We start from the raw sequence: 26,679 nt of genomic DNA on the forward strand, positions 1-26,679 counted from the left end.
CCTAATAGTATTATCTAATATGCTAATAAAGGGGAATAAAAAATGAAGGATTTAAATGAAAAGATAGTCAACAATCAATTGGAACCGATATCTTTTACAAATGTAACGATCCATGATAAATTTTGGGAACCTCGCTTGAAAACGCATAAATCGACAACTCTTAAAGCATGCCTTGATCAATGTGAGAAAACAGGAAGAATATTAAATTTTGCAAAAGCTGCAGGTCATATGCAAGGTGAATTTGAGGGGATCTTTTTTAATGATTCCGATGTTTATAAGGTATTGGAGGGTGTTGCTTACTCACTAATGTCTCATCCTGATCCATCATTAGAAGAAAAAGTTGATGGCATAATTGACGAGATAGCGTCGGCCCAACAAGAGGATGGGTATTTATTATGTTATTTCATTTTAAAGGAACAGGATAAGAAGTGGACAGATATGGATAAACATGAAATGTATTGTGGAGGTCACCTTATAGAAGCTGCTGTTGCATATTATAATGCAACCGGAAAGCGAAAACTTTTAGATGTGGCATGTAAACTGGCAGACCACTATGATAATACTTTTGGTCCAGGAAAGAGGCATTGGGTTCCAGGTCATGAGGAGATTGAACTTGCGCTCGTAAAACTATATCGTCAAACAAAAGAGGAGCGATATTGGAAGTTAGCAAATTGGTTATTAGAACAAAGAGGACACGGATACGGTAAAGGAGTAATATGGGATCGAAAGGATTGGGGACCTGAATACTGTCAGGATGATAAGCCAATACGTGAAATGACTGATGTTAGCGGTCATGCTGTTCGTGCTATGTATTTATACACTGCAATTACCGATATTGCAAAAGTAACTGGTGATCAAGGTTATATTAATGCCTTAGACAGGTTGTGGGAAAGTGTCGTACTTCGAAATATGTATATTACAGGAGGAATCGGACCTTCCAAACATAATGAAGGATTTACAGAAGATTACGATATGCCAAACGATACCGCATACTGTGAAACTTGTGCTTCAGTTGGCATGGTTTATTGGAATCATCGAATGAATTTATTAAATGGTGATAGTAAGTATGCTGACGTTGTTGAAAGAGCGATGTACAATGGAGTGTTATCAGGAATTTCTCTATCCGGAGACAAGTTTTTTTATGTGAATCCTCTTTCTTCGAATGGGACTCATCATCGGGTTGAATGGTTTAATACTTCTTGTTGTCCAACCCAATTATCAAGGTTTATTCCATCTATAGGAGACTATAGCTATGCTTCCTCTGAACAGGGAATATGGGTTAACCTTTATGTGGAAAGTAGCGTCTCAATTCCTGTTGAAGAAAGTCATGTTGTATTAAGGCAGAAAACACATTACCCGTGGAACGGGAAAGTAGAAATAACTGTGGAAAGTGATAGAAAAAATAACTGTGATCTCAACCTTCGATTTCCAGGGTGGTGTAAGAGTGCACAGGTATATATTAATGGTGAACCGGTACAAAAGCTTGTTACAGAAAAAGGATATATAAAGCTTAATAAGACTTGGGAGCCCGGAGATACAGTAATTGTAAATTTTGATATGCCAGTAGAAAGAGTTCACGCTCATCCTAAAGTTAAGGCGAATGAAGGAAAGGTTGCTATTCAACGAGGTCCATTGGTTTATTGTATTGAACATGTTGATAATGAAAAAAAATTTGAATCTATAGAAATAACACCAGATACAAAATTTTTAGTCAAACAGAACCCTGATTTATTGGGAGGTATTACAACAATTCATGGTATTAGTGAGAAAGATAAAGAATTTGTAGCTATTCCGTATTATGTATGGGATAACCGTGAACCAGGTCCAATGAATGTGTGGATTAATGAAAATAAAAATTAAAATATTTCTATTTATGGATCCTAAATACAAAACGCATTATAGTTCCAGTGACGACCCGGAATTTGTCGATTGGATTATGCAAGAGACAATGTCTATAAAATATAATAATACTTAAAGCCCTGCGTAAAAATTTCTGCAGGGCTTTTCTCATACTTTTATTCAGGGACAAGGAACCTGTCCCTTTGTCCCATTAACCTTTTTAGAGGGGATAGAGCTTAAAATTATCCATTCCTAACTTTAATATAATATTAAATTATTTAAGGAGGAATTCTCATGATAAGAAGAATTGCTGAATATACAGTGAAACCAAAATCAGTTGAGGATGTTGAAAAAATTGTCAAAGAATTTGTGCTACAAGTTAAAAAGAATGAACCAGAAACTATTTACAAATCATACCGAAGAGAAAACGGAACATCATTTATACATTTTATGGAGTTCCCTGACCAAGAAGCCGTTGAACGACATCAAAAAGCGGATTATACAGCAAAACTTGTAGAAGGATTGTACCCTAATTGTACCGAACCTCCTAAATTTACTGATTTAGAATTAATTTAGATTCGATTATTGAATCAGTGGCGGAGGAAGAAAACCCCCACTGATTGAAGTTTCACTTTATGAATTGAAAGGAAGATAAAATGGAAGAAGAACTTTCCTCGGTATTTAAAGCTATAGGTAACCCGACTCGGAGAAAAATTCTTGATATCCTGAAAGAAGAACCAAAAACTACAGGTGAACTAAATGAATTCTTCCCTGATGTCACTAGGTATGCCATCATGAAACATCTAAATATTTTAGAAAAAGGAAACTTAGTGATTGTTAGGAGAGAAGGAAAATATAGAAGAAACTATATTAATGCTGTTCCTATCCAAGAAGTGCATAACCGTTGGGTGGGAAAATATATGGAATCAAACGCAAATTCATTACTCCATTTACGATCAAAAGTAGAAAATAAAGGAGAGAAACATACGATGACTACAAATAATAATGAATTTCGAATAGAGCAAGAAATATTTATGAATGCGCCACGAGAAAAAGTATTCAAGGCTTTAACAGAAGAGGTAGAACATTGGTGGGAATTTCGCTTGGCTCCAAAAGATAAACCCTCTCACTTTACATTTTCCCCAATTCCAGGAGGACAATTTATCGAAAAGTGGGGTAAGAATGAGGGGGCAATTTGGGGAAATGTATATTATGTAAATGCTCCAGAAGAAATACGTTTATCCGGTCATCTGGGAATGCAAGGTGCCGTAAATAGTTCCTATACCTATCGTCTGATTGAAAAAGAAGGTGGAACATTGCTCCAACTTTCACATTCTGCTTCGGGTGTTATACAAGAAAATTGGGAACAAGATCACATAAAAGGTTGGGAATATCTTCTTGGAACTTTACTAAAAAACTATGTAGAAAATAAGTAGAATCAGGGGGACGTTTCTCCTGACTCTATTTTGCGCCGGGAACTAAACAGGGCGATTTTTATTGGTCCTCAAGTAAATAATACTTAAAGCCCTGCGGGAAAATTTATGCAGGGCTTTTCTAATACTTTTATTCAGGGACAAGGAACCTGTCCCTTTGTCCCATGAATTGTACTCGGTCTTCTTTTAATATATTATAAATGACACAGTGTCAGGCCCTGTCGAAAGACATTTGTTTTTGGTTCGAAGACAATGATTAGATATTACATGATCAGATTTTGAAACAGATTAACGATAGCTTTGCAGTGGAATTAGATGAACAAGAGGTGGGTAGGAGATGCAGGTGGACGGATCTTTCGCATTATTAAATTCAGGTGGTGCCTGGCTGACCTAAGATCAGAAAGCTTGGTATTTAACGCGAAAAAGTAGCGAGGAAGCAGGAGAAACGTCCCCTAGCTTCTTGCTAGCTAGAATATACATAGCACATAAAAAGGATGAATAGCATGGATGGAAAAAATAGAAAGAATATACAAATTGGATTAACAGTAGATATCGTCTTAAAAAAAGATCAGAGATCAGGAAAACTAACTAGAGGAGAAGTAAAAGATATTTTAACGAATTCTCCTACACATCCCCATGGAATTAAGGTTCGTTTAAAAGATGGACAAGTTGGCAGAGTTCAAAAAATCATAACTGATGAGTGAGCGCGGGGTATTGTCACAGGGGTTGCAGGGAGAAGTGAACATTCGCTTCTATCTTTTTATTATATTATAATCGTGTACTAACTTATGCAGTCAACAAATAGCCGGTCACAGTGACATCCCAATCTGGTGCTTTATTTATTAAAATATTCTGCTACTTTTGTTGAAGTTAAAGTCTAACGGACAGTTTTTTGATGCTCGTAACAATAGATTTTACCGTTGAATTTTTTATTCGCTAAACAATACGTTTTAACTTTATCTGAAACAGGTTTATTGCAAACAGTACAAGTGAAACTAGAGCTAGTTTTTTCTTTTGATGTATTTGTTTTTAATGCACGTTTATGTTCTTCTCTAACCTTTGGATCTGTAATATTAGCCATTGCAAAGGCATTATAGATTGTAGAGATGTCATCTTTAGTTAGGAGAGGCACTTTATGATGAATTTTCAAAACCGAGACCTTCCGATGGATAAACTCTGACAACTCGATGTCATACACTATCATTTCATTGGATGCTATTTTGCGGTAATCTAGGCCTACTTTAAATGTGCAACGTTTCGTAAAAGATACCATGGAGATAAATAAGTCATGGTATTTTTTATCAATAAATGATGTTAGAGCTTTTATATGCCCGTAGTTTTGTACAAAAGGGTTCATCATTTTAAACTTTCCATTAATCAACCATGTTTTACGGTCTTTCCCACCATAAATGGTCCCCTGATAGTTTTTCGTTTCAATGACAAAGATACCGTATGGAGTTAAAACCACATGGTCAATTTGTGAATATCCTGACTTTGCTTTAGGGTTTTTAACGAGAAGGTCGCTTAAGTAACGACAATCCTTTGGCAGCTGATCCAGTTGAATATCAATCTTGTATTCTCCTATTTCACCTTTTCTAGTAGCAACCTGATCATTCGTTCTTTTTGGTTTCGATGAGGTAGTCTTAGCTTGTTTTGGTTTGGCCGCGTTCTTTTTCTTTCTTAAAAAGTTTAGGAATAAGAGCATGATTTTCTCCTTACTAGTTTGATATCTATTATTGTAACTTTTTGTGGAAAAATTGACCACATTAAAGGTTTGGTCACAGTGACGGCTCAGAAGGATGACGGTTACTATTGGTGTGGTCTGTATTCCGAGCGGTACCAGCTACTCGGATTTTAACTAAGATTAGTAGGTAACCTTTTCAACTCTTTGCTGATTACGATTTGCCATCATTCCATTAAGCTGTATAAAGGAGAAATGGTTCGCGATGGATTCGATTAAAACGATTTTTTTATCTCTTTTTGCTAATTTTAGTTGCAGTTGTTTGCCAATTTCAATTAGTTCATGCTTTTTATATTTTTTTAGAAACTCTATTATTTCATCCTTATTCAAGTCCCCCATTGCAATAATTGACTCTTGAAAACTCTCGGGGGCCAACTGTTTATCCTTGTGATTAGAATGCTTTGCTGAATCGGTGGATACCTTCGTATAAATATCGTCAAGCATATCTTCTGTTTCCCAGTTTTCATATTGTTTTAAAATAGATAAAGTCTTTTCTAATTGTCCAATAAGTACTTTTACTTTCATTATGGTGTAACACCTTCCATTTTCCCTAATAATTCTTTGATAATGTTTCTAATTAGCTTGCTTTGTTTGGTTGAATTTTGGTGTGACCCTTCATAAGCAAAGACGGGATAACCTAAAGCGGATGCTCTAGATATTCCATCACCATACGTCAAATAATTTTTAAACACATCATCTGGAAAAATCTCGTTTAATGTACTAAGTATGTTTGCTTGAGTATCCTTTGGTTTATTACCACTTTCTCTTATATTATTTGGAACAATGCCAAGTAGTTTTGTGTTGGTGTATTCACTACTTGCCGATTGAAAAGTACTGTTTAGGTCATCTATTTTATGTTTGATGGAAAGAATGCCGTAAGAGGATAGTTTATCTGGAATGGTTGGAATTAAATAAAAATCACTGGCATAGAGTGCGTTTTGTGTAATGAAATTTAAGTTTGGCGGACAATCAATGAAAATGAAGTCATACTGGTTTCGCAGGCTATTTATCACGTTATCCAGGATTTGAAATTTATAAATTTCGGCACCTATCAAGTTACTTCTGAAGTTAGGTCTTGAGTAAACTGCGATATCCATATCTGTATAAATTAAGTCAGGATGAGCGGGGATTAGATCAATATTTTTATAGACTTTGTTGTCATTGCTGCGAACAGCCTTTTTAAGTATGTAATTTTGTACGTTTACATCAGGAGAGTCATTCGTTAAAAATTCTTCAAATAAGGCTTTTATTCCTTTTGTATGTTCCTCATTTTCACCTCCAATAAATTTTTCAAACGTATTGTCAGTTATACAAGAAATAGATAGGTTACACTGTGCATCAGCATCAATTAATAATACTTTGGGATATGTTTTTGCATTTAATAGTTCTTCCATTTTATCTAAACTAAAGTTTTGAAGCCCGGCAGCAATATGATGGGTTAAAGTCGTTTTCCCCACCCCGCCCTTCCAATTAATAACACTAATAACTTTTGCTCTATTTTCCACTTCAATCCCCCTTTCTACATGATGTATATATATTCAAAAGGAGTATAAATCATAACCAAAAGATACGTTCACAGTGACGACCCGTATGATAGAAAATAACCTTTATATCTAAAGCGGTATGGGGAAGCGAGGAAACACAAGAGAAATTACAACAAACATCGCTGAAAACATATGGAAAAAGCAACATTATTTTGGCCAAACAACATATCAATCATGAAAATCTTCCAAGTGAAAGTAGAAGAATTTTAGTGATTTATCATAATAAAATAGGCATGTGACTTAATAGATATCACATACCTTTCCATTATTGCTAAACAGTTTTCATTTCCTTATTTTCTACTGCATCTACAAAGTCCGTAACAGATTTTACTAACGTAGATGCTTTGAAAACACGTTGTGTTCTTTTAAAGGTTGCTAAGTCCCTTGATCCATACACGCCAATGCTTAATTTAGGATTCATACTTTTAATTTGTTGTAAGGCATGTTTGGCTTCTTGACTTGAAGACAGCTCAAGGACCACTTTAGCCTTTGAATCTCGGTGGGTAGAACAAATGTAAACCTTGCTCATTATAAACACCCTCTCGTTTAATTAGTAATCATATCCGAAGTCGATTGAATAAGCTTTTTCATATAAGTAATCTACGTATGATTTTATGTCAGTACCTTTCGGTGTGATAGGTACATTTTCTAACCATTGACGCAAAGCAACAGCATATGCGATTAATGCATCATCATCTTCTGTTTTGTATATATTATCATGTAAGTAGTCATTTAACAACGCGTCCTGACGCGTCCAAAACTGAACTTCAATTGGGAAAGCAAGATTATGTTTCATTCTTAGGTTTACATGTATCCCTTTATATCCATCATCATTAGTTTTTCCGCTTCTCTGATCATGAAGTCGACAGTCAATGTTATCGGTTGGACAGCTGTTTACAAATGCATTTGCCATTTTCATTAAACCATTTGAATCAATTCTAATTATGAACCTGAAACCAATTATGTCGTTGCAAACTTTATAAAGTTGTCTGACTTGAGTTTGATTCATAAGTTTATTCTTAATGGAGGTTTCAGTTTTAAAGCGGTATGAAAAATCCACGTTTTGATTTAATTTATTCACGTCTTCTTCAAGTTTGACTATATCATCCAGAGTTTCTACAATCATTTTATCTTTTTCTTCTATTATTGTACGAAATAACTCATCGTCATACTCTCGGTGCTTTTTTCCTAAGCTAAAGTTGACACCATGAATTTTATAAAAATTTTCAATGTCACTCCATAGTTTTTCAAAAGGTATCATAAATTATCCTCCGTACAAAACATATCAATATACTTTAATTTTATCACATGTTTAATAAAGTGGATAATTTTTACATAGGGGTCAGACCCCATTGATTAAGAGATGAAATAATCCAAACGAAGGAGAGAAAAGAAATGGTTTATGTGGATCGAGACAACTTACCACAGTCTTGGGCAGAATTGGAAAGAGTATTTAGGGAAGAGGGAATGGAAGTGACACCCCGGAATTTGTCGAATGAGGCATTGGATAGAATTTATTCATAAAATAGGAAAATGACTATTGGCCGAAAGATAAAGGGTCTTTCCCAGTCTATGCTTACGTTGAAAATGTTAATTATGTCTTCGATTATAAGTAGATTTGACTAAAAATTGTACAGCTGGATGAAATTTTGAACCAGAACTGTCCTTGAACATACAAGGGCAGTTTTTTATATTTTATTGTTCACACTGATTAGGTAGGGTCAGACCCCTCCGTATGAGCATACGTCTATGTAAACTAGGGGGATGTGACTGCTTTAAATGGTGAAACATTATCAGAAACAAGGTTTTACGAGTGGTGCCAGGTACTCAATGAAGCACTATTAGTTTAAATTCGATTAATTTTGTTAATAATTACATATAATGCATATATACGATTGAGAACTAAGCAGTGAAGCGAAGTTCGAGATTTTACTTTGGGAGTGGGTTAATGGGAAACCTTAAAGCTAATAAGTCTATTGCAATTGTGAAGTGGATGAAATATCGAGTGAATGAATCAGTTTTTAATAAACTAGACTTTTTTTTGATAGAGCGCGTGATTAACGCGCTGAGTAACTACACTTACGAATGCGAAACTTGCAATCATCATTTAGGTGAATTAGAAGAGTATCTACTCGACTTGGAGTTCCAAAGAAAAACAGGTAAGCTACGTTCGATGGATTATAGACAGCATAAGCAGAAGATAAGAAACATCATCTCTCATTTAAAGAAAGAACATGACCTAAAATCAAGTGCTCGATCTTTTAACATTTTTGTCCCTATTGGTACAGCGATAGGAATCATTTTAGGATTCTATTTATCTCAAAGTATTATATTAGCCATAATAGGTGGAATATTCACCGGCATCACAGTCGGCTATGTCTATGATACAGACTACCAGAAAAACGACTTAACGTTATAGAGGTGTTGGGTGATGGTCACAGTGATGTCACGGGATTTGTCGAATATGACAAACAAGGCGAGATTGTAAAAAGAATAGCAGAGAATGAAATAGACTCAAACGATACAGTTAATTACAAACCCCTTAATTTCCCTGTAGGGAGTTAAGGGGTTTATTTGTTTTTCTTTCTTGTTTATGACAAAAACGAACAAATGTTCTGTTGTTGTGTTATAATAAAGATATTAAAATAAGGATGTGATAAAATAATGACAAGTAATATTGTGTTAGAGAAGCCATCCCAATATGGAATAACAGATTATGATGGTCTTTGGTAAAAGTTGATTTATGATTTGTTTGAAGAGTTTCTTTTGTTTTTTCTTCCGGGTCTCACCGAAAAAATTAACTTTACAAAGAAGCCGGAATTTTTGCAGCAGGAGCTTTTTCAAGAGATAATCAAACAAAAGAAGGGCAAACTAGTTGCAGATCAAACCGTGAAGGTATTTCTACACGTTAGGAGTATAAAATTTTAGCGTTGAAGTTAATCGACGTAGTAAAAATTTTTAGGAACTAAGTATAAGCGCAACTAGGCGATTGCCTGCGCCTGAAGGCTTGGCAATAGCCAAGTTTTCTTTAAACAGTGGTGAGGAAAAGTGGATCCTCATACATATTGAAGTTCAAGGAGATACAGATGCTGATTTTCCAAAGCGAATGTTCCGTTATTATTATCGAATCTATGATAAATTTAATCGAGACATCGCGATTGCATTATTGACAGACGACACCAAACGTTTTCGACCTGACACGTATCACAATGCTTTTGAAGGAACTTCTTTAACATACAAATATAATATGTATAAATTCTATGACCACGAAGAAAGTGAACTGGTCCAATCGAACAATCCATTTGCGATTGCAGTGTTGGCAGCAAAGTACGCAAACGAATCCAAAGACGATGAAGAAAAAAAATATCGCTTCAAACGAAAGCTTTTTCGAATGATTTTGCAAAAGAGCAGCTATTCTCCAGAAGAACGCCGCATTTATATCGCTACACTCATTTACTTCAAATACCGTTAGATTTAACCCAATAGTTAAGAGACGAAATAATCCAAACGAAGGAGGGAAAAGAAATGGTTTATGTGGATCGAGACAACTTACCACAGTCTTGGGCAGAATTGGAAAGAGTGTTTGGGGAAGAGGGAAAAGAAGAAGGAAAGGAAGAAGGAAAAAAGTCAGTGGCGATTGAGCTTTTAAAAGCAGGTATGTCCACAGAGTTTGTATCAAAGCACACAAAATTGCCACTTGAAAAGGTAAAGGAATTAGCGGAAGGGCTGTCGGACTACTGATGATGTGGGCTTGAGCAAAGGATGCAAAGGTATTGCATAGTAAAGTATCTAACTATGATTATAAACAATATCCGAAGTTTGAGGATTATGGCGATGCAACACTTGTTGCTGAGCAGCGGAATTATGTATTGAGGCGCAGAATCAAGCGATCAATGTTGAACCAGCAGATGCGTCTATAACTACTTCAAAGTAAGGAGTGGGAAGTTGATTAATTTAGAGCGTTTCCATCATGTTAGCCTTTCGATAAAAGATTTAACAAAAGCAAAACATTTTTACGGTGAGATACTCGGGTTTCCTGAGATAGATCGTCCTAATTTTGATTTTCCAGGTGCATGGTATCAAGTAGGTGATCAGCAATTGCATCTCATTGTTTTCGAAGAGTCTGAGACAATTCGTAGTAGTGAAAAAATCGAGACAAAGGATGGCCATATTGCTGTTCGAGTGAAAGATTACTACGAAACATTGAACTATTTGAAAAAAATGAACGTTAAGATAGTAGAAAAGCCAAATAGTCAAAGTGGGTTCGCTCAAATATTTTGTGCGGATCCCGATGGTAATTTGATTGAATTTAACGTAGATCAGAAGGACCTAAAACAATAAACTTACCTAAAGATTGGGGGATAATATGAAAGCCTTTTAAATGATGATTTTCTATTAGAGACAGAAACTGCTAAAAAACTCTATCACGATTACGCAAAGGATATGCCGATTTTTGATTATCACTGTCATTTAACAGCAAAGGAAATCGCTGAAGACAGACGATTTTCCTCGATCACGGAAGTGTGGTTAGGCGAAGACCACTATAAGTGGCGTGTGTTAAGAGCGAATGGGGTGCCAGAGGAGTATGTAACTGGTGCGAAAAGTGAAAAAGAAAAATTCCTAAAGTGGGCAAATGTTGGCGTACTGTCTAGGTTTGTTGGTATGTTAACTGATTCTCGTAGTCTTCTTTCTTACACAAGACATGAGTATTTTAGAAGGATTCTCTGTAACATCATTGGCAAGTGGGTGGAAAACGGAGAATATCCGGCTAACATCGAAAGATTAGGTCGAATGGTAAAAGATATTTCCTATAATAATATTGCGAATTATATTGATGTAGATTGGTAGAAAGTTACTAGCAAACTTCTGTATGGGTGGTTTACTCCTAGGTTCAACTGGCGACATATGAATCATTAAGCTTAGTAGCTCAATCCTGTATAACGTTATTAACAGCATTGACACTAGTTATAACTGTTGTCGTCTTTCTATACACAAAGAAGTAACCACCCCCGACCAAGGTGATGGTTACTTCTTTGTTAAACTTATAAGACTTTGGTCAACCGCTCTTTATGCGGTCTGTAGTTACGTTACCGGGTGGTTATGGCCACTCGGTACCTTTATTATATAATAATACCTTAGGATACAGTCAGCTTTAAGACGGTCACAGTGACGTCCCGGAATTTTTAAGCAAGGAATTAGACACTTTCTTTAGTAGTTCCTCAGTTTGCAAATCAACCTTTTTGATTATCATTTAAAATGCTTAAATATTCTTTCCAAGGTCCAACATCTGAACTGTATCTCTTAGCCATTACCCGAACTATTTGGGCAATGTGCGTTAAATCATGAACAACCCACGTTGACAGCAATTCTCTTAACTTCACTGCACCAAATACAGGGTGAGTGCCCTTCCATTCAAGATGAAGTTCAGGTTCAATAATGTCCTTTAATTTAGCTATATTTTGTGTTCTAATTCTTTTAAATTCAATCAATTTTTGTTCAATTGATTTTTCAAAATCCTTATTTAAGTGGGAATAACGATCAAATGGGGGAAATGGTTTACGCTCCCCTTCCTGAAGAATCATTTCTAACCTTGGTATCCAATCATTGTTCTCTCCCTCAATGAGATGCCCAATCACTTCAGAAGCATTCCAGGTTCCTTCACCTTCATTGCAAAGCAACCATTCATCAGATAAACCAGATAAAAAATACTCCAATGTTTGTGGTGTTTTCTCTAGAACTTCAATAGCTTCTTCCATATTAAAATTCATACAATTGCTCCTTTAGATTTGTCACAGTGACATCCCGGATTTTGTCGAGGTTGTTAGGGTGGCTGGTTGTCACGCTTCTTTCGGAAAAACATATTAGAAAACCACCCTGCGCCGTCCAATGCAAAAGGGTGATTCCGATAAAAATCCTTTGTATCAGAGGATTACAAAAACATGCTATTGTTTTATAAAGTTTTTCGCAGTATTTAATAAATCATTTTCATTTCTTTGGATTAAAGATTTTTGTTGAGATCATTAAATAATTTAAATACCATCACTCGTTCACCTGTACGAGGGCTTATATCAGTATGAAAACTTTTCACTTTTTCTCCAGTTATAGTTAGTATAATCTCCTTAAGATCTTCTATTCCTGATTCAACTAACTCCGAACGAGTTTTTTTTAGAGTGAACAATCCCTCTTTTGTTTCACACACTGTATATTCAGCTGGTGTTAAAATACCTTTTAAATGGACAATTATCATATCACGTAATATATCTGTCTTAACGGATACAGATCCACGCCCAAGAAAATCCTTTTCCCATTGAGTAATTGCCTTACTTATCTCGGCTTCATAAGAGCCTTTAGATACTTTCATATATTATACATCTCCTATCGAAAAAAATGGGTCTTTTCCATTATACTAAATCTCCTAAAATTTTTTGTGAATTCATATTTTTTATCAGCAATTTAACATTTCACACAGAAGGTCCAGACAGAGTAAACTGCCCGGACCTTGAATAAAGCCTGCATTTGATCTAATGACTAAGGAATGGGAAGGGAATTGTACTTGTCTAGGAAATCTTTCATTTGATTGAAAGAAGAAACTAAATTCATACAATACACTCCTACTTTACGTTTATAAATTGTTAATTAATTACCAAATTTGTTAATAACAGTTACCAGTTTTCCCAACGCCCTTCTTGGTTAACACTAGCAAGTCGAACCCATCCATTTTGAACCTTTTCTCGAAACGCGGAATCATTATTTAATAACCGTTCTACATATTTCCTAGGTGCTTGGATGACAATCAGCAGACGAAGAGGAGAATGGTAAGCCTCATGATCTGATTGCATGACGGATTGCCAAGGTAATCCGGCTAACAAGTCACTTGCATTTCCCTGCATAACACCGAGACCTGCTGTAACGGTTTGTGTTACTTTATTTCCACTCCCATAATAATGAGGTGCTACTGTAGAAGCGTAATATTGCAGGTTAATCCACTGGGTTACCGTTCCTGGTCCAGCAATAATATTAGCCAAAAGCTCCCCACTTTCATCCTGCTTCCAATCATAATTATGAAGAAAAGCTCTACCTTCCAAGTCACAATTCTGCGTTAGTTCACGCTGTCCGATAATAAAAGATGCATTACGAGCTAATCCCCATTCTGGGCGTATCTCACTCCAATCTTCCGCAAATCGGTGTGCCTCAGCCTTCGGGTTTTTAAGTTTCGATTGAAAATTCGGTAATTGGGCTAGACGTTCTGCGTTTGCATTATGGCTTACTTTCGGCATAATCGCTTCGATACGATCAAACGCTTCTTTAGCAGCTTCAGAAAGTTCAGGAACATAAAGCCAATGTAGTTCATCCACTGTTGTTTGGTGCTGAGCAGCTGCGAAAACCGTGTCCGCAGGGATTTCAATTCCTTCAGTAGCAAGCACTTCTCTTACCTTTGGAAGGTTGCATAAAGCAGCTAAAACCCTTGCATTGAACCCGCCTGCCGCTCCACCGCAGGCCCCGCAGTCAAGCGAGGCGGCATATGGATTGTTGATACTTTGACTACCATGTCCGCATATCACGACTAATGGTGCGAAATTCTCTGTCAGCCCCATCATTTTGAGAGCTTGACGCGCATAGTTCACTTTTTCTTCTTCAGAAAAACCAACAGGTATCTCTGCTTCTTGGTCATGAACATAATTAAGCGACAGTTTTGTATCAGGTTTGCGTAACCAATTCTCACGTAAATTACGAATGAAACGATCTGCTTTTCTTGGCACAAAGCTCCGTGTAACCATTCGCAGACTAAGCCATGGTCCACTTATCTCAGGTAAAAGTAAGCTCGCAAGTACATTCTGTTTCATCGTATTAAATGTACGGCCCAATGAATCAACTGCCTGCTTGCGTTGTTGGTAAGATTTAAGTTCATTTTCATCTGCGGACTCTTTTATTTTATGATTAGGCTTTAGTATAACCGGTAAAGAAGGATGGCTGTGATTACTGCCAAGTTCACTCGTTGCAATCGGTAAGCCGAAGAAACCAGCAATTCCAATCGTTTCAAGTGGACCTTCTTTTTCCAGTTGACGGCGAAAAGGTTCTGATCGTACATCAATACAGAATGCTAACTGAGCTAATGCAGATTTTTTATTGTTAGTCGCACGATGCTTAGAAGTGATTTTCTCACTTAATCGATCTGTATTTGTTTGTTCCCAAGCTTCAAGCCAAATTTTCCTGCGAACCCTCTCATCAAACTGATAGGCAAATGTTAAATATTCGTTTTGTTTAGCGGGAGACATCTGTGAAAATTCTTCAATTGAAAGGTCCCCCCAATGGATCCAAGATGCTAAAAGAGAAGTAATTGAAACTTTTTTCTCCAATCGTTTATTGTTCAAAGGTAAATATGGTTTTATGAGAGCATATTCCATGGAAATTCGAACTGCTAGATATTCTGTTAGGAGTGCATGTTCATGGCTTGATTGTTGGGATCGCCAAAGCATCATTCCGGACCACCCAGGTAAGGAAAGCAAATGACCTTCAAGATAAGTCTGTATCTCTGATTCAGGGATTTCCATTGAGATTAACGCTTGTTTCAAAGCCATATGAGCCTCTTGCGGCCAATTTTTTAAACATTGACGCTGATTTTTACGAAGTGCCGGATCATGTTGAATGAGACGGTGCCATGCATGATAGAAACCTTTCTCACGATTTGGCATTGTCCAACCTGCCTGAGATTCATCAAGGTATAATTTACACCACTTGATGACATGATGATCGAGAATATGGACGAACCCTTCACCTTCTTGATTCTCTATATACGAACTTATTGGTTGCATGGAAAAATTCTCGACACGATCCGTATGCAGTCCACTAATTTCCTCTTCCAATTTTTTCAGCTCATGTGATGATAACAGGTTAGAAGGTAATGTATCTAATTTTAGTGCAGCACGACAAAATCGTTCTGCTACGTCCCGTGGGATATGAAGGGAATGTGAATCAAGCCAACGCTGCAGCTCTATATTCACAAAAGCTTCATCAATCTCCCCTTTATTCTTTGCCGAAAGGATCATGGAAGCACTGGGATATATATCAACATCACGAGTATTTTTTAACCAACTTGCTACCTGTTCAAAAGATTGCTTTTCAAGTCCCATCCATGGGTTACGTGCTGCAAACGTAGAAATAGGCCATAGTGGCGCAATAACCCGACTAGCTGATTCAACTAAATCATTCATATCCCTTTGTTGAACATCTTTATTTGTATCCTTCTTTTTTAATTTTCTTTTCGTCAATACGGATGTTACGCTCATCACTGATTACCTCCTTGTGATAAAAATTGTTTAAGGTAGTTTGGATGACTTTCTACTGATTTAGTTTTTGCTTCACCTAGTCGTACTAACCAAAGATAGAGAACTGCGAAGGAAACAGATGAACGATTACGAGCAATCCACGTACCTACAGTATTACCAAATACTAAGAGACATACGACAATGATGACAACTGACATTGGAGGTTGAACACTTTGATAAACAGTTGTATTTAACCACTCATAGAAAAGATTATGAATGATAAAATAAACGATGGCACATCCTCCTAAAAATGAAAAGCCAGCAATTCGACCAATTCTCCCTTCGCCATAAGCGACGAGATGTGTCCAAGAAATCGATAAGGACCACCCTAAGATTAGCGCACTAATCAATTGATATCCCTCACCAGGAGCTGTGAACCAAAAAGCAATTCCGACAAGTAAGCCTAATGTCCGACCAGCGATAATCCATAAATAGGATGGCCTTTTAGAAACACGATACGATACTTCGGAGCGACGTACTGCCGAACCAGCCTGTAAAAACAGTGTAGCTTTGAATAAACCATGTAAAACAAGATGAATAATGGCTGCTATATACGCACCTAATGCACACTGAATGAGCATAAACCCCATTTGTCCAATCGTGGAGCCTACTAACTGTCGTTTATAGTCAACCTGGACTATACTAATTCCAGATCCAATCAATACAGAAATACTTGCTAAAATTAGCAAAATAATCGAAGCAATATCCCCATTAAAAAGAGGTGAAAATCGAGTTAGCATAATCCCTCCTGCATTTACTAAACCTGCGTGCATAATCGCAGAAACAGGAGTCGGAGCAACAACAGACTCTGTCAGCCACCGTTGGAAAGGCCACTGGGCTGCTGGAATTATCACTGCTAATACAATCAATAAATTAATCCCTGTTCTGTCCCATGCTCCAAGTTGAGCTAAACTTTCATTGGTTAAAGCTAACGATAACTGCCATTGTCCAGTAACTTGAAAAAGCCAAATTATCGCAACTAACAGAGCAACCCAACTTAAGGTAAATAAGCGACTAGAAACCTTGGCTGCTTCACTAGCTACTTTCCATCCATTGTTTATCCTTATAAGAAAAATCAATCCGATAAGCGTTGCTCCCCAACAAATGACCATCAAGCGGAGGTCACCGCTTAACCATGCAATAGATGCAAAACCTGTAGTGAATGTAAAAAGCGTAAAATACTTGCGATAAGAGCGATCTCCCATTAAGTAACGTACGGAAAAACGCTGAATGATTAATCCAATTAAAAGTACAAAGAAAGCCATTAACCAAGCTAAGGTATCTAAGTACCAAGGCCCAACAACTTCATTTACATTGGTATTAGCGAGAGCCAATAAGGAAACCAATGGAGGCAAAGCAACGATGCCAATATGAATACGAACAAAACTCAATGGTACTCGTGGATGTAAAAACAATAGTCCACTTAAACCAGAAGCAATAAGCGAAATAAAAAATAATGTTAACAATGATGACAAACCTAGCGAATCGAACACAAAGCATTCTCCCCTCAAAATGATGTTACGTATAAAAATTTTTAAAAAAAGGGTATTTCATATATCTTTCTATAAAGTCATCTATTTTATTAGCTACATTACGGACTTTTGAATAAATGTGTATTTACTCAATAAAAAAACCGACAACTTCAAAACTTCAATGATGATTTAAAATCATTGAAGCTTGAGAATTGTCGGTTTTACTTCAACTAACTTCAGTAAGTTTTTTGAAGAACTACCTTTTAAAGTAAAAATTAATTATGTTTATATTCCTCTTCTTAAAAAATCCGTCTAATTGAACACCTTAGATTGTTAAAGATACCGATTTTCGTACCTTTTCTATCCTTGTATTTTTAAAGCTTTTTCATTCAATCAATATAAAATATTAAAAGAATGCTAAAGCCCAAATTATTTAAGAAGTTAAATATAAACATCTGTCGAATATTATATTATACACAACTATATATCAAATTATAAAATTTGTCAAAAAAAATTCTTGACTTATTGCCCCCTAGTTCCCTAGGAAATATGTAATCAATAAACGGAAAAATAATCATCATTCATGAGTATTTTATTAGGTTGTTTTTTTATAGTAAGAGTAGCAAACACATAACAATGTAAACTTTAGGTAAAGAAATATATAACATATTGCATGGAAAATAAAAACAATTTAGACTTAAAACCGAAAATCGATATTGCATTTCGATAGTGAAAGTCGATTGAGAAAGGAGTAGTTAATTGGACAATAAGGTATTACGCAAGCTTTTTCTAGGTTTTATCATTACAGGCGAGAAGACCCCATCCTCAAGGAGTGAGAAGGGCGCTAGCCCAATGAGTAGGGTGGGGATGAATCGCCTTCGGACAAGGGATAGCTTTAGCTATCTCCATTGTCCGACTGTTTAACTCGGTTCCTAGTCCTAAGTCAATTTTAATTAAACCGAACAAATGTTTGTGTTTTTGTAAGCTGTATTGTATAATGAATAGAGAGGGAGGTGAATGTATTGCTTGTCCATAGGGCTTATAAATTCAGAATCTATCCTAACAAAGTTCAAACGAAATTAATCAACCGAACCATTGGTTGTTCTCGTTTTGTATTCAATCACTTTTTGGAAAAATGGAGAACTACCTATCTAAAAACTGGAAAAGGTATGACCTACAAAACGTGTTCTTCCCAATTAACCCATCTCAAAAAAGAATTGGATTGGTTAAAAGAAGTGGATAGCATTGCCCTTCAAACCTCACTTAAAAACCTTTCCAATTCGTATGCTCGATTCTTCAGAAAACAGTCGAAAGCCCCGCGTTTCAAGTCCAAAAAAAACAAGGTCCAATCCTACACCACAAAATACACGAACGATAATATCGCGATTGTTGCGAACAAAATCAAACTACCAAAACTCGGACTTGTTTCATTTTCTAAAAGTCGCGAAGTGGATGGTCGGATTATCCATGCTACGATTAGACGTCATCCAAGTGGCAAATTCTTTGTATCTATCCTTGTTGAAACAGATATAGATCCATTACACAAAACAAACTTATCTGTTGGTATTGATGTCGGATTGAAAGACTTCGCCGTTCTTTCCAACGGAAGCATCTACAAGAACCCGAGGTTTTTTAGCACCTTAGAAAAGAAACTTGTAAAAGCGCAAGCGACATTGGCAAGACGTAAGAAAGGTTCTTCTAACTGGCATAAACAACGAATCAAGATTGCACGAATTCACGAAAAAATAACCAATATAAGAAAAGATTACTTGCACAAAATTTCTTTCCATATTGTCAAAAACCACGACATTATTGGTATAGAAGATTTGCAAGTATCGAATATGTTAAAGAATCATAAATTAGCAAAAGCCATTAGTGACGCGAGTTGGTCCATGTTTCGTATCATGCTAGCGTATAAGGCAAAATGGTATGGAAAACAGGTTGTCATGGTCTCTAAAAACTTTCCTTCAAGCCAACTTTGCTCTAGTTGCGGCTATCAAAATAAAGATATGAAGAATCTTGCGTTACGTGAGTGGGATTGTCCATGTGGTGCACACCACGACAGGGACATGAACGCAAGCATAAATATTAAAAAGGAAGCAATAAGAATTCTAACCGTAGGTCCTACGGGGTTAGCCTAATCAAAACCGACTGTTGGGTTGGTGTTCTTAGGAATCTCCCACTTCAAACAGACCGTAAGGTCGTTAAGTGGCGAGAGGGTTCAATCATATTCACATCTTGCACCATGCGAAAGAAGAATCCATATACGGATCTTGGATGCTTGAAGAATTGCATGAACATGGCTATGAAATGAGTGCTGGTACGCTTTATCCCATTCTTCATGGAATGGAAAAAGATGGGCTTCTTAATAAAAGTGAAGTGAATGTTCATGGAAAGATAAGAAAGTATTATCGAGCTACTGATAAGGGTGAAGAAGTTCTTGAAGAAGCAAGAGCAAAAGCCTATGAGTTATTTAAAGAGATTAAATAAAAGGGAGGGTACTTCTATGTCTCAAAGTAATAAAACAAAATTTCAGACACTTATTGAAATATTATTCACTTCTACAAAATTAGGATTAACTTCATTTGGAGGTCCGGTCGCTCATTTAGCTTATTTTAAAGACGAATATATTGATCGTCGGAAATGGTTAAATGATCGAACGTATGCGGATATTATTGCTATTTGTCAATTCCTTCCTGGTCCAGCTAGTAGTCAGGTGGGGATCTCAATTGGTATGTTGCGGGGAGGTTTGCTTGGAGGACTTATCTCATGGTTTGGATTCACCGTACCATCGATTATTGTATTGATTGTTTTTGCACTAATGTATCAGACATTTTCTTTAGATGATGCTGGTTTCATACATAGTTTGAAAATCGTTGCTGCAGCTGTTGTTCTTCATGCACTAATAGGATTAGGAAAAAAATTAACACCCGATAGATCTCGATTAGCGATAGCTATAGTAGCTGCTAGTATCATGTTGTTATATCCATCGGCATGGATGCAGATATTGATTATTTTAGGTGCTGGTTTGATAGGGTTAAAATTATTCACTGATAAAGCCGAGTCAAAAGTTCAGCCTTTTTCCGTTAATATTTCAAAAAAGCTTGGATTGACTTCCTTAGGTATTTTAATTAGTTTACTTATAATATTGCCGATTTTAAATAGACTTTCAGACAATCCTTTACTAACTATTTTTGATACCTTTTTTAGAGTTGGATCGTTAGTATTTGGTGGGGGACATGTCGTATTACCAATGATTGAGCGCGAAGTGGTGCCTACAGGTTTATTAACAGCCAATGAATTTTTAGCCGGATATGGTATGGCACAAGCTGTACCCGGTCCATTATTTACTTTTTCCAGTTATCTTGGAACGATGATGGAAGGCGTAACTGGAGCTATTGTAGCAACGGTTGCAATATTTCTACCTTCCTTTTTACTCATTATTGCTGCTTTGCCGTTTCTAAATGAATTACGTAAGCGGCCAACTTTTCAAGGTATATTAATGGGGGTCAATGCTAGTGTCGTTGGTATTTTACTAGCTGCATTTTATGACCCAGTGATAAGCAGCTCTATTTTCAGTACAGCTGACTTTGCCTTAGGAGTTATATTATTTGGGTTGTTAAATATTTGGAAAGTACCTGCGTGGTTCATTGTTATATTAGGTGTTGTAGGTGGGTATATTCTGCAGTTTATTACGCTAGGGTTACAGTGACGTCCCGGATTTTGTCGAAATTGGCAAGGTGAATGGTTGTGCGTGAAATTTTGCCTTTTTTCTTTCGGAAAAACATATTAGAAAAATGCAATTTCGCAACGTTAAGGATGTTGAAAGATAAAAAGTCTAACGCCTCCGCATTTTAAGCAAGGCATTAGACTAATGATAATAATTGCACCTCGGTTGTGGACTACCAATTTTCTTTTAAACAGTATCTTTGTGCTGTGCAGGAATGCTTTGTTTTGTTAAAAATAAGCACCCCAATAGTGAAGAATGTATCACTTATAGTTTCGTACTAATTCCATAATCCCCCGTATAAAAATCATTACTAAAAATACACTGCTAAACGTATGAAGCCATGTCCAAGTATAATATTCAATTAAGTCAGTGAATTTTTCAATAATAACCTCCAAAGCTGTTATAGTTGTGGTATAGAGCAAGGTTTGAATAATAATACCCGATAATCTGGAATGATAAGTTGTCTGATAATAATATATACATAAAACTGGAAAAATGAGGTATTCAAATAAAATACTAGCATCAAAATAATTTGGTAAAAATCTTACTGGATATTCCAACATTTTTTTCTCCACAACGATTATACCAATAAATGTTGAAAAATAAGCTTTCATAAAGAAAATAAGCAACCAATGTGTAGTAGGTGGCTTTCTAAGGCTTAAAATGAGTAAAATTACAACGAGAAATAAAAGTCCCCAAAGAATATATCTATCCATAATAAATTATTATTTCAAAACATTGCATTTTCTATCCAAGTAACCTGCTAATTAGGTATGTCACAGTGACACACCGGAATATGACAGATAAAGAATATTATGAAGTTGATTGGGGGCAAAAAGCCAGAGTACGACTTGCAGAAATGAAACCATTTAAATTAACCCCAAACTCGTAATTACTTGGAGGACAAGTTAAAAAAACAGGGAAAGGAACCTTCTTTTAATTCTGAATAAAATCCACATTATTAGATCACAATAATGGTTGTAGGAAGGAAAAAAAGAAATAAATGAGGTGTCAGTGAAACGCAACTTGGATAAACTTTAACCATAAAAAGTTAAGGTAAGAATCACAGACTTCATACAAATGAGGTGTTGGTGATCGACAACAAGTGAAGGTAGAAAACCATTAGCAAAACCTTTTAAATGAGGTGTTAGCAATGGATAATGTTACAGAATGTTTTAAGTAACGCACCAAAAAGTATTTCACATCCTTCCTGTATAGGACAAGGGCCACAACGCGCCCTTGTCTTTTATAGTACAGTGACGTCCCGGATTTTGTCGAATGGAAACGGAGGAACTTTTTTGAGAAATCAAAGAAAGTTCCTCCGTTTTTTAGTGGAAGTACTATATCATTTAAAGATAGAAACTATAGATTTGAGAATCAAAAATGTTATAGTTGTTATACAAATTTGATTGATTTTCGATAAAATCAGTCTTCTGTAAACAGCAATAAATCTTAAATTTTTCAACTCCACATCTCGTACGAAAAATAGGAGGCATATTAATGAACATTGAAATTTGGCCGAATAATGAAAAAACATTTTGGTATATAGGAAAAACTCATTTAGAAGTGATCAATATAAAAAGGAATAGCTCCTTCACAAGTACATTTATACAGCATACACACGGTTGGAAAGAGGGGAGAATGTGAGCAATCCTGTAGTCATTGTTGGTGCTGGTTTAAGTGGCCTGCGGGCTGCGTCTCTACTATCTGCACAGGGCATCAAATGTAAGGTTCTAGAGGCTAGAGATAGGTTAGGCGGTAGGGTCTTGAGTGCCTCTGATCCAAACAGACCTGACCTAGGCAAATTTGATCTCGGGCCAACATGGTTCTGGCCGCAGTATGAGAGTACTATTACCAATCTTGTTAAAGAACTAAATTTAGGAACTTTTGTGCAGCACACCAAAGGGGCTATGCTTTCAGAACGATTCCAAAACGAAGCACCTGATCGTTATGTACTGCCAGAAAATTCAGGTGCAAGGTCCATTCGAGTCATAGGAGGTGTGCAGTCTCTTATAGATGCTGTGGCAGATACAATTCCCACAAGGATCGTCGAGTTAGAAACGCGAGTGACAGCAATTCGACTCGATGAAGCCGGTGGTATCACGGTTGAAGCAGACCTTGCTGATGGAAAGAGAAAAAAAGTTTCGGCAAGTGCTGTTATTCTAGCTTTACCGCCTCGGATTGTGGCACGTCATATTGAATTCTCTCCTTCTCTCCCTCCAAATCTTATTACTGACCTTGTAAGCAAACCTACGTGGATGGCAGGACAGGCCAAGGCAGTTGCAGTCTATGATCGTCCCTTTTGGAGGGAATCAGGACTATCTGGATTCGTAACGAGCTGGGTTGGACCCTTACAAGAAATCCATGATGCTTCTCCTGAAACAGGTGCTGGTGCATTATTTGGTTTCTTCGGAATGCCAGCGAAAGCGCGCCGAGAACTGGGGGAGGGTAACGTTTTAAATTTGGTTATTGATCAATTGGTTAGGCTCTTTGGAACCTCCGCCCAAAACGTAAAAGCTATTCTATACAAGGATTGGTCCAGAGATTTCGAAACGGCTGTTGAGGAGGATTTGGAACCGCTTAGAGATTTCCCGAGTTATGGTCAACCACCAAAAGCTGGGGTATGGGAAAAGAAAATTATTTTTGCTGGTACAGAGGCGAATTCACAGTATGGTGGACATCTTGAAGGTGCACTTCAGTCAGCTGAACAGGCAGTTTCTGAAATCATTCCTTTCAATAACAAGCCTATATGACACGATATTTCATCGTATGGTCACAGTGACACCCCGGTAAACGAAGGAGGGAAAAGAGATGACTTATGTGGATTGAGACACCTTACCCCAGTCAGAATTGGAAAGACTGTCACCGAGGTCTTTTGTCGCATAAATAAAAGGGTGCTAATTTGATAGTTAGCACCCTTTCACATGTTTCCTATCCATAATTCTTCGTTTGTTAGTTCGAGGAACGTGTTTCTTGCTGAGTTGGAATCTACGCCCATATGGACCCGTAAGTTATTAGCGTCCAAAATGCGATAGTGTTCCGCAAATTCATGCTGTTGAAATTTATAACCTTTTCGGACATCCAGCGTATTCCATAAGGAGGGATCACCATGCGTTCGAACACGAGTAATTTGCATTGATATTCTCACCGACCTTCCATAATATGCTACTATTATTGACAAAATAGAAAGTCAATATACTATCGTTCCTTAAACTTTTGTCACAGTGACACCCCGAGATTTGTCGATAAGAATTATGAAATACTTTAAGCCTTGCGTAGATTAAAAAATGCAGGGCTTTTTAATATGGGTCCCTAGTATAGAAAATAGGTGCATGAGCATAAAAAGCGCAGTTTGTTTGGATGAATCACTTAAATGATATGACATTTGTTCTATAAATCTAGTAATGATAGACTACTAACATTGTGAAAAAATAAAATTGTATAAAGTTTTAGGGGGATTTTATGTTTTCTAGCAAGGTAACAGTAGCAGTTATATTATTGTTACTGTCAACAGGATGCGGCTATGTGAATGAGGAAGCTCAATCTAAGACACAGGATGAGCAATCGGGTTCAGTAGTCGATTACAAAAGCGAAGAAGCGATTGAAGTCGAAGAAGATAGTGTTGAATTGTTAAGTGAAAATAATGAAGAGCAATCGAATAGTGAAGAAGCTGAAATGGAACAAGTCGACTCGGCACAGGAGGAAGAAGTGGAATCTTCACAATTGACTACAGTGGAATCAACGGAAGAAGATGCTGGTCAAAAAGAGGAACAGGCTGAAGATTCAGGCCAAACAGAGGAACAAAAAGTAACTGTGAATGAAAAAGAGGAACAAGAACCTGTAGGTGAGCAGGACGAACAAGAACCTGAAGAAGAAAAAGAAATCACCTATGAAGCGGAACCGTTTGAAAATAAATATGAAATGGCTGCTAGTGCAGGTAATATACGAACTGGTCCTGATGTAAGTTTTAACCGTGTAACATCTGTCCATCGCTATACCGAACTGGATGCTTTTGAAAAAGCAACAGTAGGTGGAACAGATTGGTATCATGTGGAAGTAGGAAACGAGAAAACTGGGTGGGTTTCATCAACAATCGTTACAGAATACGACCCTGAATTAGCAGAGTTAAGAAGTAATCTAATCGATATTCCAGTCATTGCACAAATGCCGGAACTACCGCGTGGATGCGAGGTTACTAGTTTAGCAATGCTGCTTCTCCATGCTGGTATAAGTGTTGATAAAATGACACTTGCCGACCAAGTAAGAAAGGATCCAACAAAGTATCAAAGAATCGATGGTCAAGTCCATTTCGGCAATCCAAACGACGGATTTGTAGGCAACATGTACACCTTTGATAAACCAGGTCTAGGAGTCTATCATCGCCCCATTGCTGATTTAGCAAGAGAATACCTTGGCGATCAAGTAGTAGATTTAACTGGCCAAGGATTTGAATCTGTCTATGAACAGCTAGATAACGGAAAACCAGTCTGGGTCATCAACACAAGTGAATTCCGCTTCCTCAATGACTCATACTGGACAACATGGCAAACACCAACTGGCCCAGTCAAGATAACATACAAAATGCACGCAGTAGTTGTTACAGGATACGATGAAGACTATATCTACTTTAACGATCCACTAACTGTCCAAAAAAATAGAAAAGTAGCCAAAGCAAGCTTTATCGCAGGCTGGGAGCAGTTTGGAAGTCAGGCGATTAGTTATGGTCCACAGTGACGGCCCGGAATTTGTCGGAGGGAAATAAGATTGTAGGGTTCTTTGCTTTTATGTAAAATGCAAAAAATAGTTGTATAATAGAATAGTAACTATATAGCATGGTGGGCGGTTGGCCATCTCTCTTGTAGAAGGGAGGTGGTAGAAATGACGACATATGAAGCATTGAGCTTAGTAGCTCAATTCTGTTTAACATTATTAGCAGCGTTGACACTGGTTGTAAGCATTGTCGTCTTTCTATACAAAAAGAAGTAACCGCCTCCGACCAAGGTGATGGTTACTTCTTTTGTTATACTTATAAAACTTTGGTCAACCGCTCTTTATGCGGTCTGTAGTTATGTTACCGGGTGGTGCCAGCCACTCGGTATTCTTTATTATATTATAAATATGTTTATAAATTCAGTCAAATCAGGGGTGAAAGCTCTGGTGTCGGGCTTGGTCGCAGTGACGGCCCGGATTTTGTCGAACATGAGGGAAAAAATGATTCAGTACTAACTAAATTGTTTTTCTAACTTTTCCATTTGTCTTTGCGTTTTTATTTCAAAATCTTTATATTCTATTAGCTGAAAAATATACAAGGCGTTTTTAAGCGCTTCTTTTGCTTGTTGAAACATTTCCTTCTCCTGATATCCTACCCCTACTAAGAAATAGGCTTGGCCTAATCCATATAACAATTTGTGCTTTTTGCAACTACTTACTGCTTGTTTCGCATATTCGATGCATTTGTCGTAATTTATTTTATTCCTAAAAGAAGGAAATGACGATGCCTATAAATGTCAATTAGAAAATGTACATTTTTGATCACTTTAGAATGTACATATTTGTTCACAAGCGAGTTGTATTTTCCCCCAACCGTAAGGTTT

Annotated in this window: 29 protein-coding genes and 2 pseudogenes; 19 read left to right on the forward strand and 12 right to left on the reverse strand. The window is 36.8% G+C overall.

The window, feature by feature from the left end; genetic code table 11:
* Nucleotides 1-42: 42 nt before the first annotated feature.
* The 4 genes from JOC48_RS15830 (at nt 43) to JOC48_RS15845 (ending at nt 3,976) form a co-directional block, all read left to right on the forward strand.
* The gene (locus JOC48_RS15830; protein WP_204501310.1) at nt 43-1,860 is read left to right on the forward strand and encodes a glycoside hydrolase family 127 protein; all 1,818 of its coding nucleotides are present in this window, start codon (nt 43-45) and stop codon (nt 1,858-1,860) included.
* Between the two features lie 273 nt (nt 1,861-2,133).
* A complete protein-coding gene (locus JOC48_RS15835; protein WP_204501312.1) occupies nt 2,134-2,415 on the forward strand; it encodes a putative quinol monooxygenase in 282 nt (93 codons plus the stop codon).
* 80 nt (nt 2,416-2,495) lie between these two features.
* A complete protein-coding gene (locus JOC48_RS15840) occupies nt 2,496-3,275 on the forward strand; it encodes an SRPBCC domain-containing protein (protein WP_204501315.1) in 780 nt (259 codons plus the stop codon).
* Between the two features lie 500 nt (nt 3,276-3,775).
* Nucleotides 3,776-3,976 carry a YwbE family protein gene (locus JOC48_RS15845; protein WP_204501317.1) on the forward strand — a complete coding sequence of 67 codons (201 nt, stop codon included), beginning with the start codon at nt 3,776-3,778 and terminating at the stop codon, nt 3,974-3,976.
* A 173-nt stretch (nt 3,977-4,149) separates the two neighbouring features.
* Here JOC48_RS15845 and JOC48_RS15850 read toward each other — a convergent pair whose 3' ends face one another.
* The 5 genes from JOC48_RS15850 to JOC48_RS15870 all read right to left on the reverse strand — a co-directional run bounded on the left by JOC48_RS15850 (nt 4,150) and on the right by JOC48_RS15870 (nt 7,818).
* Nucleotides 4,150-4,977: a nuclease-related domain-containing protein gene (locus JOC48_RS15850; RefSeq protein WP_204501319.1), complete on the reverse strand. Its 828-nt coding sequence runs from the start codon at nt 4,975-4,977 to the stop codon at nt 4,150-4,152.
* A gap of 159 nt (nt 4,978-5,136) precedes the next feature.
* On the reverse strand, nt 5,137-5,538 hold the full coding sequence (locus JOC48_RS15855) for a hypothetical protein (RefSeq protein WP_204501321.1): 402 nt from the start codon (nt 5,536-5,538) through the stop codon (nt 5,137-5,139).
* Nucleotides 5,538-6,518: an AAA family ATPase gene (locus JOC48_RS15860; RefSeq protein WP_204501323.1), complete on the reverse strand. Its 981-nt coding sequence runs from the start codon at nt 6,516-6,518 to the stop codon at nt 5,538-5,540. Before JOC48_RS15860 ends, JOC48_RS15855 begins: the two co-directional genes overlap by 1 nt.
* 310 nt (nt 6,519-6,828) lie before the next feature.
* Complete coding sequence (locus tag JOC48_RS15865) at nt 6,829-7,086, reverse strand: hypothetical protein (protein ID WP_204501325.1); 258 nt, start codon at nt 7,084-7,086, stop codon at nt 6,829-6,831.
* A gap of 21 nt (nt 7,087-7,107) precedes the next feature.
* On the reverse strand, nt 7,108-7,818 hold the full coding sequence (locus JOC48_RS15870) for a hypothetical protein (RefSeq protein WP_204501327.1): 711 nt from the start codon (nt 7,816-7,818) through the stop codon (nt 7,108-7,110).
* A gap of 134 nt (nt 7,819-7,952) precedes the next feature.
* Between JOC48_RS15870 and JOC48_RS21575 the strand changes: the two genes are divergently transcribed.
* From JOC48_RS21575 to JOC48_RS21335, 8 genes and pseudogenes are all read left to right on the forward strand, one after another.
* The gene (locus JOC48_RS21575) at nt 7,953-8,081 is read left to right on the forward strand and encodes a hypothetical protein (RefSeq protein ID WP_275580757.1); all 129 of its coding nucleotides are present in this window, start codon (nt 7,953-7,955) and stop codon (nt 8,079-8,081) included.
* 424 nt (nt 8,082-8,505) lie between these two features.
* Complete coding sequence (locus tag JOC48_RS15875; RefSeq protein ID WP_204501329.1) at nt 8,506-8,976, forward strand: hypothetical protein; 471 nt, start codon at nt 8,506-8,508, stop codon at nt 8,974-8,976.
* A gap of 570 nt (nt 8,977-9,546) precedes the next feature.
* Nucleotides 9,547-10,029, forward strand: coding sequence for a hypothetical protein (locus JOC48_RS15880; protein ID WP_204501331.1), 483 nt, complete (start codon nt 9,547-9,549; stop codon nt 10,027-10,029).
* 53 nt (nt 10,030-10,082) lie between these two features.
* A complete protein-coding gene (locus tag JOC48_RS15885; protein WP_204501332.1) occupies nt 10,083-10,298 on the forward strand; it encodes a hypothetical protein in 216 nt (71 codons plus the stop codon).
* Nucleotides 10,299-10,330: 32 nt separating this feature from the next.
* Entirely contained in the window at nt 10,331-10,477 is a 147-nt protein-coding gene (locus JOC48_RS15890) for a hypothetical protein (RefSeq protein WP_204501333.1), read from the forward strand.
* A 25-nt stretch (nt 10,478-10,502) separates the two neighbouring features.
* On the forward strand, nt 10,503-10,898 hold the full coding sequence (locus JOC48_RS15895; protein WP_204501334.1) for a VOC family protein: 396 nt from the start codon (nt 10,503-10,505) through the stop codon (nt 10,896-10,898).
* Nucleotides 10,899-10,940: 42 nt separating this feature from the next.
* Nucleotides 10,941-11,189: pseudogene (locus JOC48_RS21330) on the forward strand (glucuronate isomerase); the annotation flags it as partial.
* Nucleotides 11,190-11,198: 9 nt separating this feature from the next.
* Nucleotides 11,199-11,405, forward strand: a pseudogene (locus JOC48_RS21335) (glucuronate isomerase); the annotation flags it as partial.
* Between the two features lie 383 nt (nt 11,406-11,788).
* Here the strand turns inward: JOC48_RS21335 and JOC48_RS15905 are convergent.
* The 4 genes from JOC48_RS15905 to JOC48_RS15920 all read right to left on the reverse strand — a co-directional run bounded on the left by JOC48_RS15905 (nt 11,789) and on the right by JOC48_RS15920 (nt 17,376).
* On the reverse strand, nt 11,789-12,325 hold the full coding sequence (locus JOC48_RS15905; RefSeq protein ID WP_204501335.1) for a DinB family protein: 537 nt from the start codon (nt 12,323-12,325) through the stop codon (nt 11,789-11,791).
* A 230-nt stretch (nt 12,326-12,555) separates the two neighbouring features.
* Nucleotides 12,556-12,918: a Na-translocating system protein MpsC family protein gene (locus JOC48_RS15910; protein ID WP_204501337.1), complete on the reverse strand. Its 363-nt coding sequence runs from the start codon at nt 12,916-12,918 to the stop codon at nt 12,556-12,558.
* Nucleotides 12,919-13,219: 301 nt separating this feature from the next.
* Nucleotides 13,220-15,844: a DUF2309 domain-containing protein gene (locus JOC48_RS15915; RefSeq protein ID WP_204501339.1), complete on the reverse strand. Its 2,625-nt coding sequence runs from the start codon at nt 15,842-15,844 to the stop codon at nt 13,220-13,222.
* Nucleotides 15,844-17,376 (reverse strand): NADH dehydrogenase subunit 5, encoded by a 1,533-nt coding sequence (locus JOC48_RS15920; protein WP_204501341.1) that lies wholly within the window; start codon nt 17,374-17,376, stop codon nt 15,844-15,846. The genes JOC48_RS15915 and JOC48_RS15920 overlap by 1 nt, the downstream gene beginning before the upstream one ends.
* 1,001 nt (nt 17,377-18,377) lie before the next feature.
* Here JOC48_RS15920 and tnpB point away from each other — a divergent pair.
* From tnpB to chrA, 3 genes are all read left to right on the forward strand, one after another.
* Nucleotides 18,378-19,496, forward strand: a complete 1,119-nt coding sequence (tnpB, locus tag JOC48_RS15925; protein ID WP_204501348.1) for an IS200/IS605 family element RNA-guided endonuclease TnpB — start codon at nt 18,378-18,380, stop codon at nt 19,494-19,496.
* A 67-nt stretch (nt 19,497-19,563) separates the two neighbouring features.
* A complete protein-coding gene (locus JOC48_RS15930; protein WP_204501350.1) occupies nt 19,564-19,845 on the forward strand; it encodes a helix-turn-helix transcriptional regulator in 282 nt (93 codons plus the stop codon).
* A gap of 16 nt (nt 19,846-19,861) precedes the next feature.
* Nucleotides 19,862-21,067: a chromate efflux transporter gene (chrA, locus tag JOC48_RS15935; protein ID WP_204501351.1), complete on the forward strand. Its 1,206-nt coding sequence runs from the start codon at nt 19,862-19,864 to the stop codon at nt 21,065-21,067.
* Nucleotides 21,068-21,345: 278 nt separating this feature from the next.
* Here chrA and JOC48_RS15940 read toward each other — a convergent pair whose 3' ends face one another.
* Entirely contained in the window at nt 21,346-21,801 is a 456-nt protein-coding gene (locus tag JOC48_RS15940) for a CBO0543 family protein (RefSeq protein ID WP_204501352.1), read from the reverse strand.
* 784 nt (nt 21,802-22,585) lie between these two features.
* On the opposite strand from JOC48_RS15940, the gene JOC48_RS15945 reads away from it, so the two are divergent.
* Nucleotides 22,586-22,732, forward strand: coding sequence for a hypothetical protein (locus JOC48_RS15945; protein ID WP_204501353.1), 147 nt, complete (start codon nt 22,586-22,588; stop codon nt 22,730-22,732).
* Nucleotides 22,729-23,838: an FAD-dependent oxidoreductase gene (locus JOC48_RS15950; protein WP_204501355.1), complete on the forward strand. Its 1,110-nt coding sequence runs from the start codon at nt 22,729-22,731 to the stop codon at nt 23,836-23,838. The genes JOC48_RS15945 and JOC48_RS15950 overlap by 4 nt, the downstream gene beginning before the upstream one ends.
* 167 nt (nt 23,839-24,005) lie before the next feature.
* On the opposite strand, the gene JOC48_RS15955 is transcribed toward JOC48_RS15950, so the two are convergent.
* The gene (locus tag JOC48_RS15955; protein WP_204501356.1) at nt 24,006-24,233 is read right to left on the reverse strand and encodes a hypothetical protein; all 228 of its coding nucleotides are present in this window, start codon (nt 24,231-24,233) and stop codon (nt 24,006-24,008) included.
* A gap of 314 nt (nt 24,234-24,547) precedes the next feature.
* Here JOC48_RS15955 and JOC48_RS15960 point away from each other — a divergent pair, with 314 nt between their 5' ends.
* The gene (locus tag JOC48_RS15960; RefSeq protein WP_204501357.1) at nt 24,548-25,819 is read left to right on the forward strand and encodes a C39 family peptidase; all 1,272 of its coding nucleotides are present in this window, start codon (nt 24,548-24,550) and stop codon (nt 25,817-25,819) included.
* A gap of 144 nt (nt 25,820-25,963) precedes the next feature.
* Nucleotides 25,964-26,071, forward strand: a complete 108-nt coding sequence (locus tag JOC48_RS21340) for a putative holin-like toxin (RefSeq protein ID WP_239584419.1) — start codon at nt 25,964-25,966, stop codon at nt 26,069-26,071.
* A gap of 236 nt (nt 26,072-26,307) precedes the next feature.
* Here JOC48_RS21340 and JOC48_RS15965 read toward each other — a convergent pair whose 3' ends face one another.
* Nucleotides 26,308-26,490: a hypothetical protein gene (locus JOC48_RS15965; RefSeq protein ID WP_204501358.1), complete on the reverse strand. Its 183-nt coding sequence runs from the start codon at nt 26,488-26,490 to the stop codon at nt 26,308-26,310.
* Nucleotides 26,491-26,679: the final 189 nt, after the last annotated feature.

Origin of the sequence: Aquibacillus albus (genome assembly GCF_016908325.1) — a bacterium.
Taxonomy (GTDB): domain Bacteria; phylum Bacillota; class Bacilli; order Bacillales; family Amphibacillaceae; genus Aquibacillus_A; species Aquibacillus_A albus.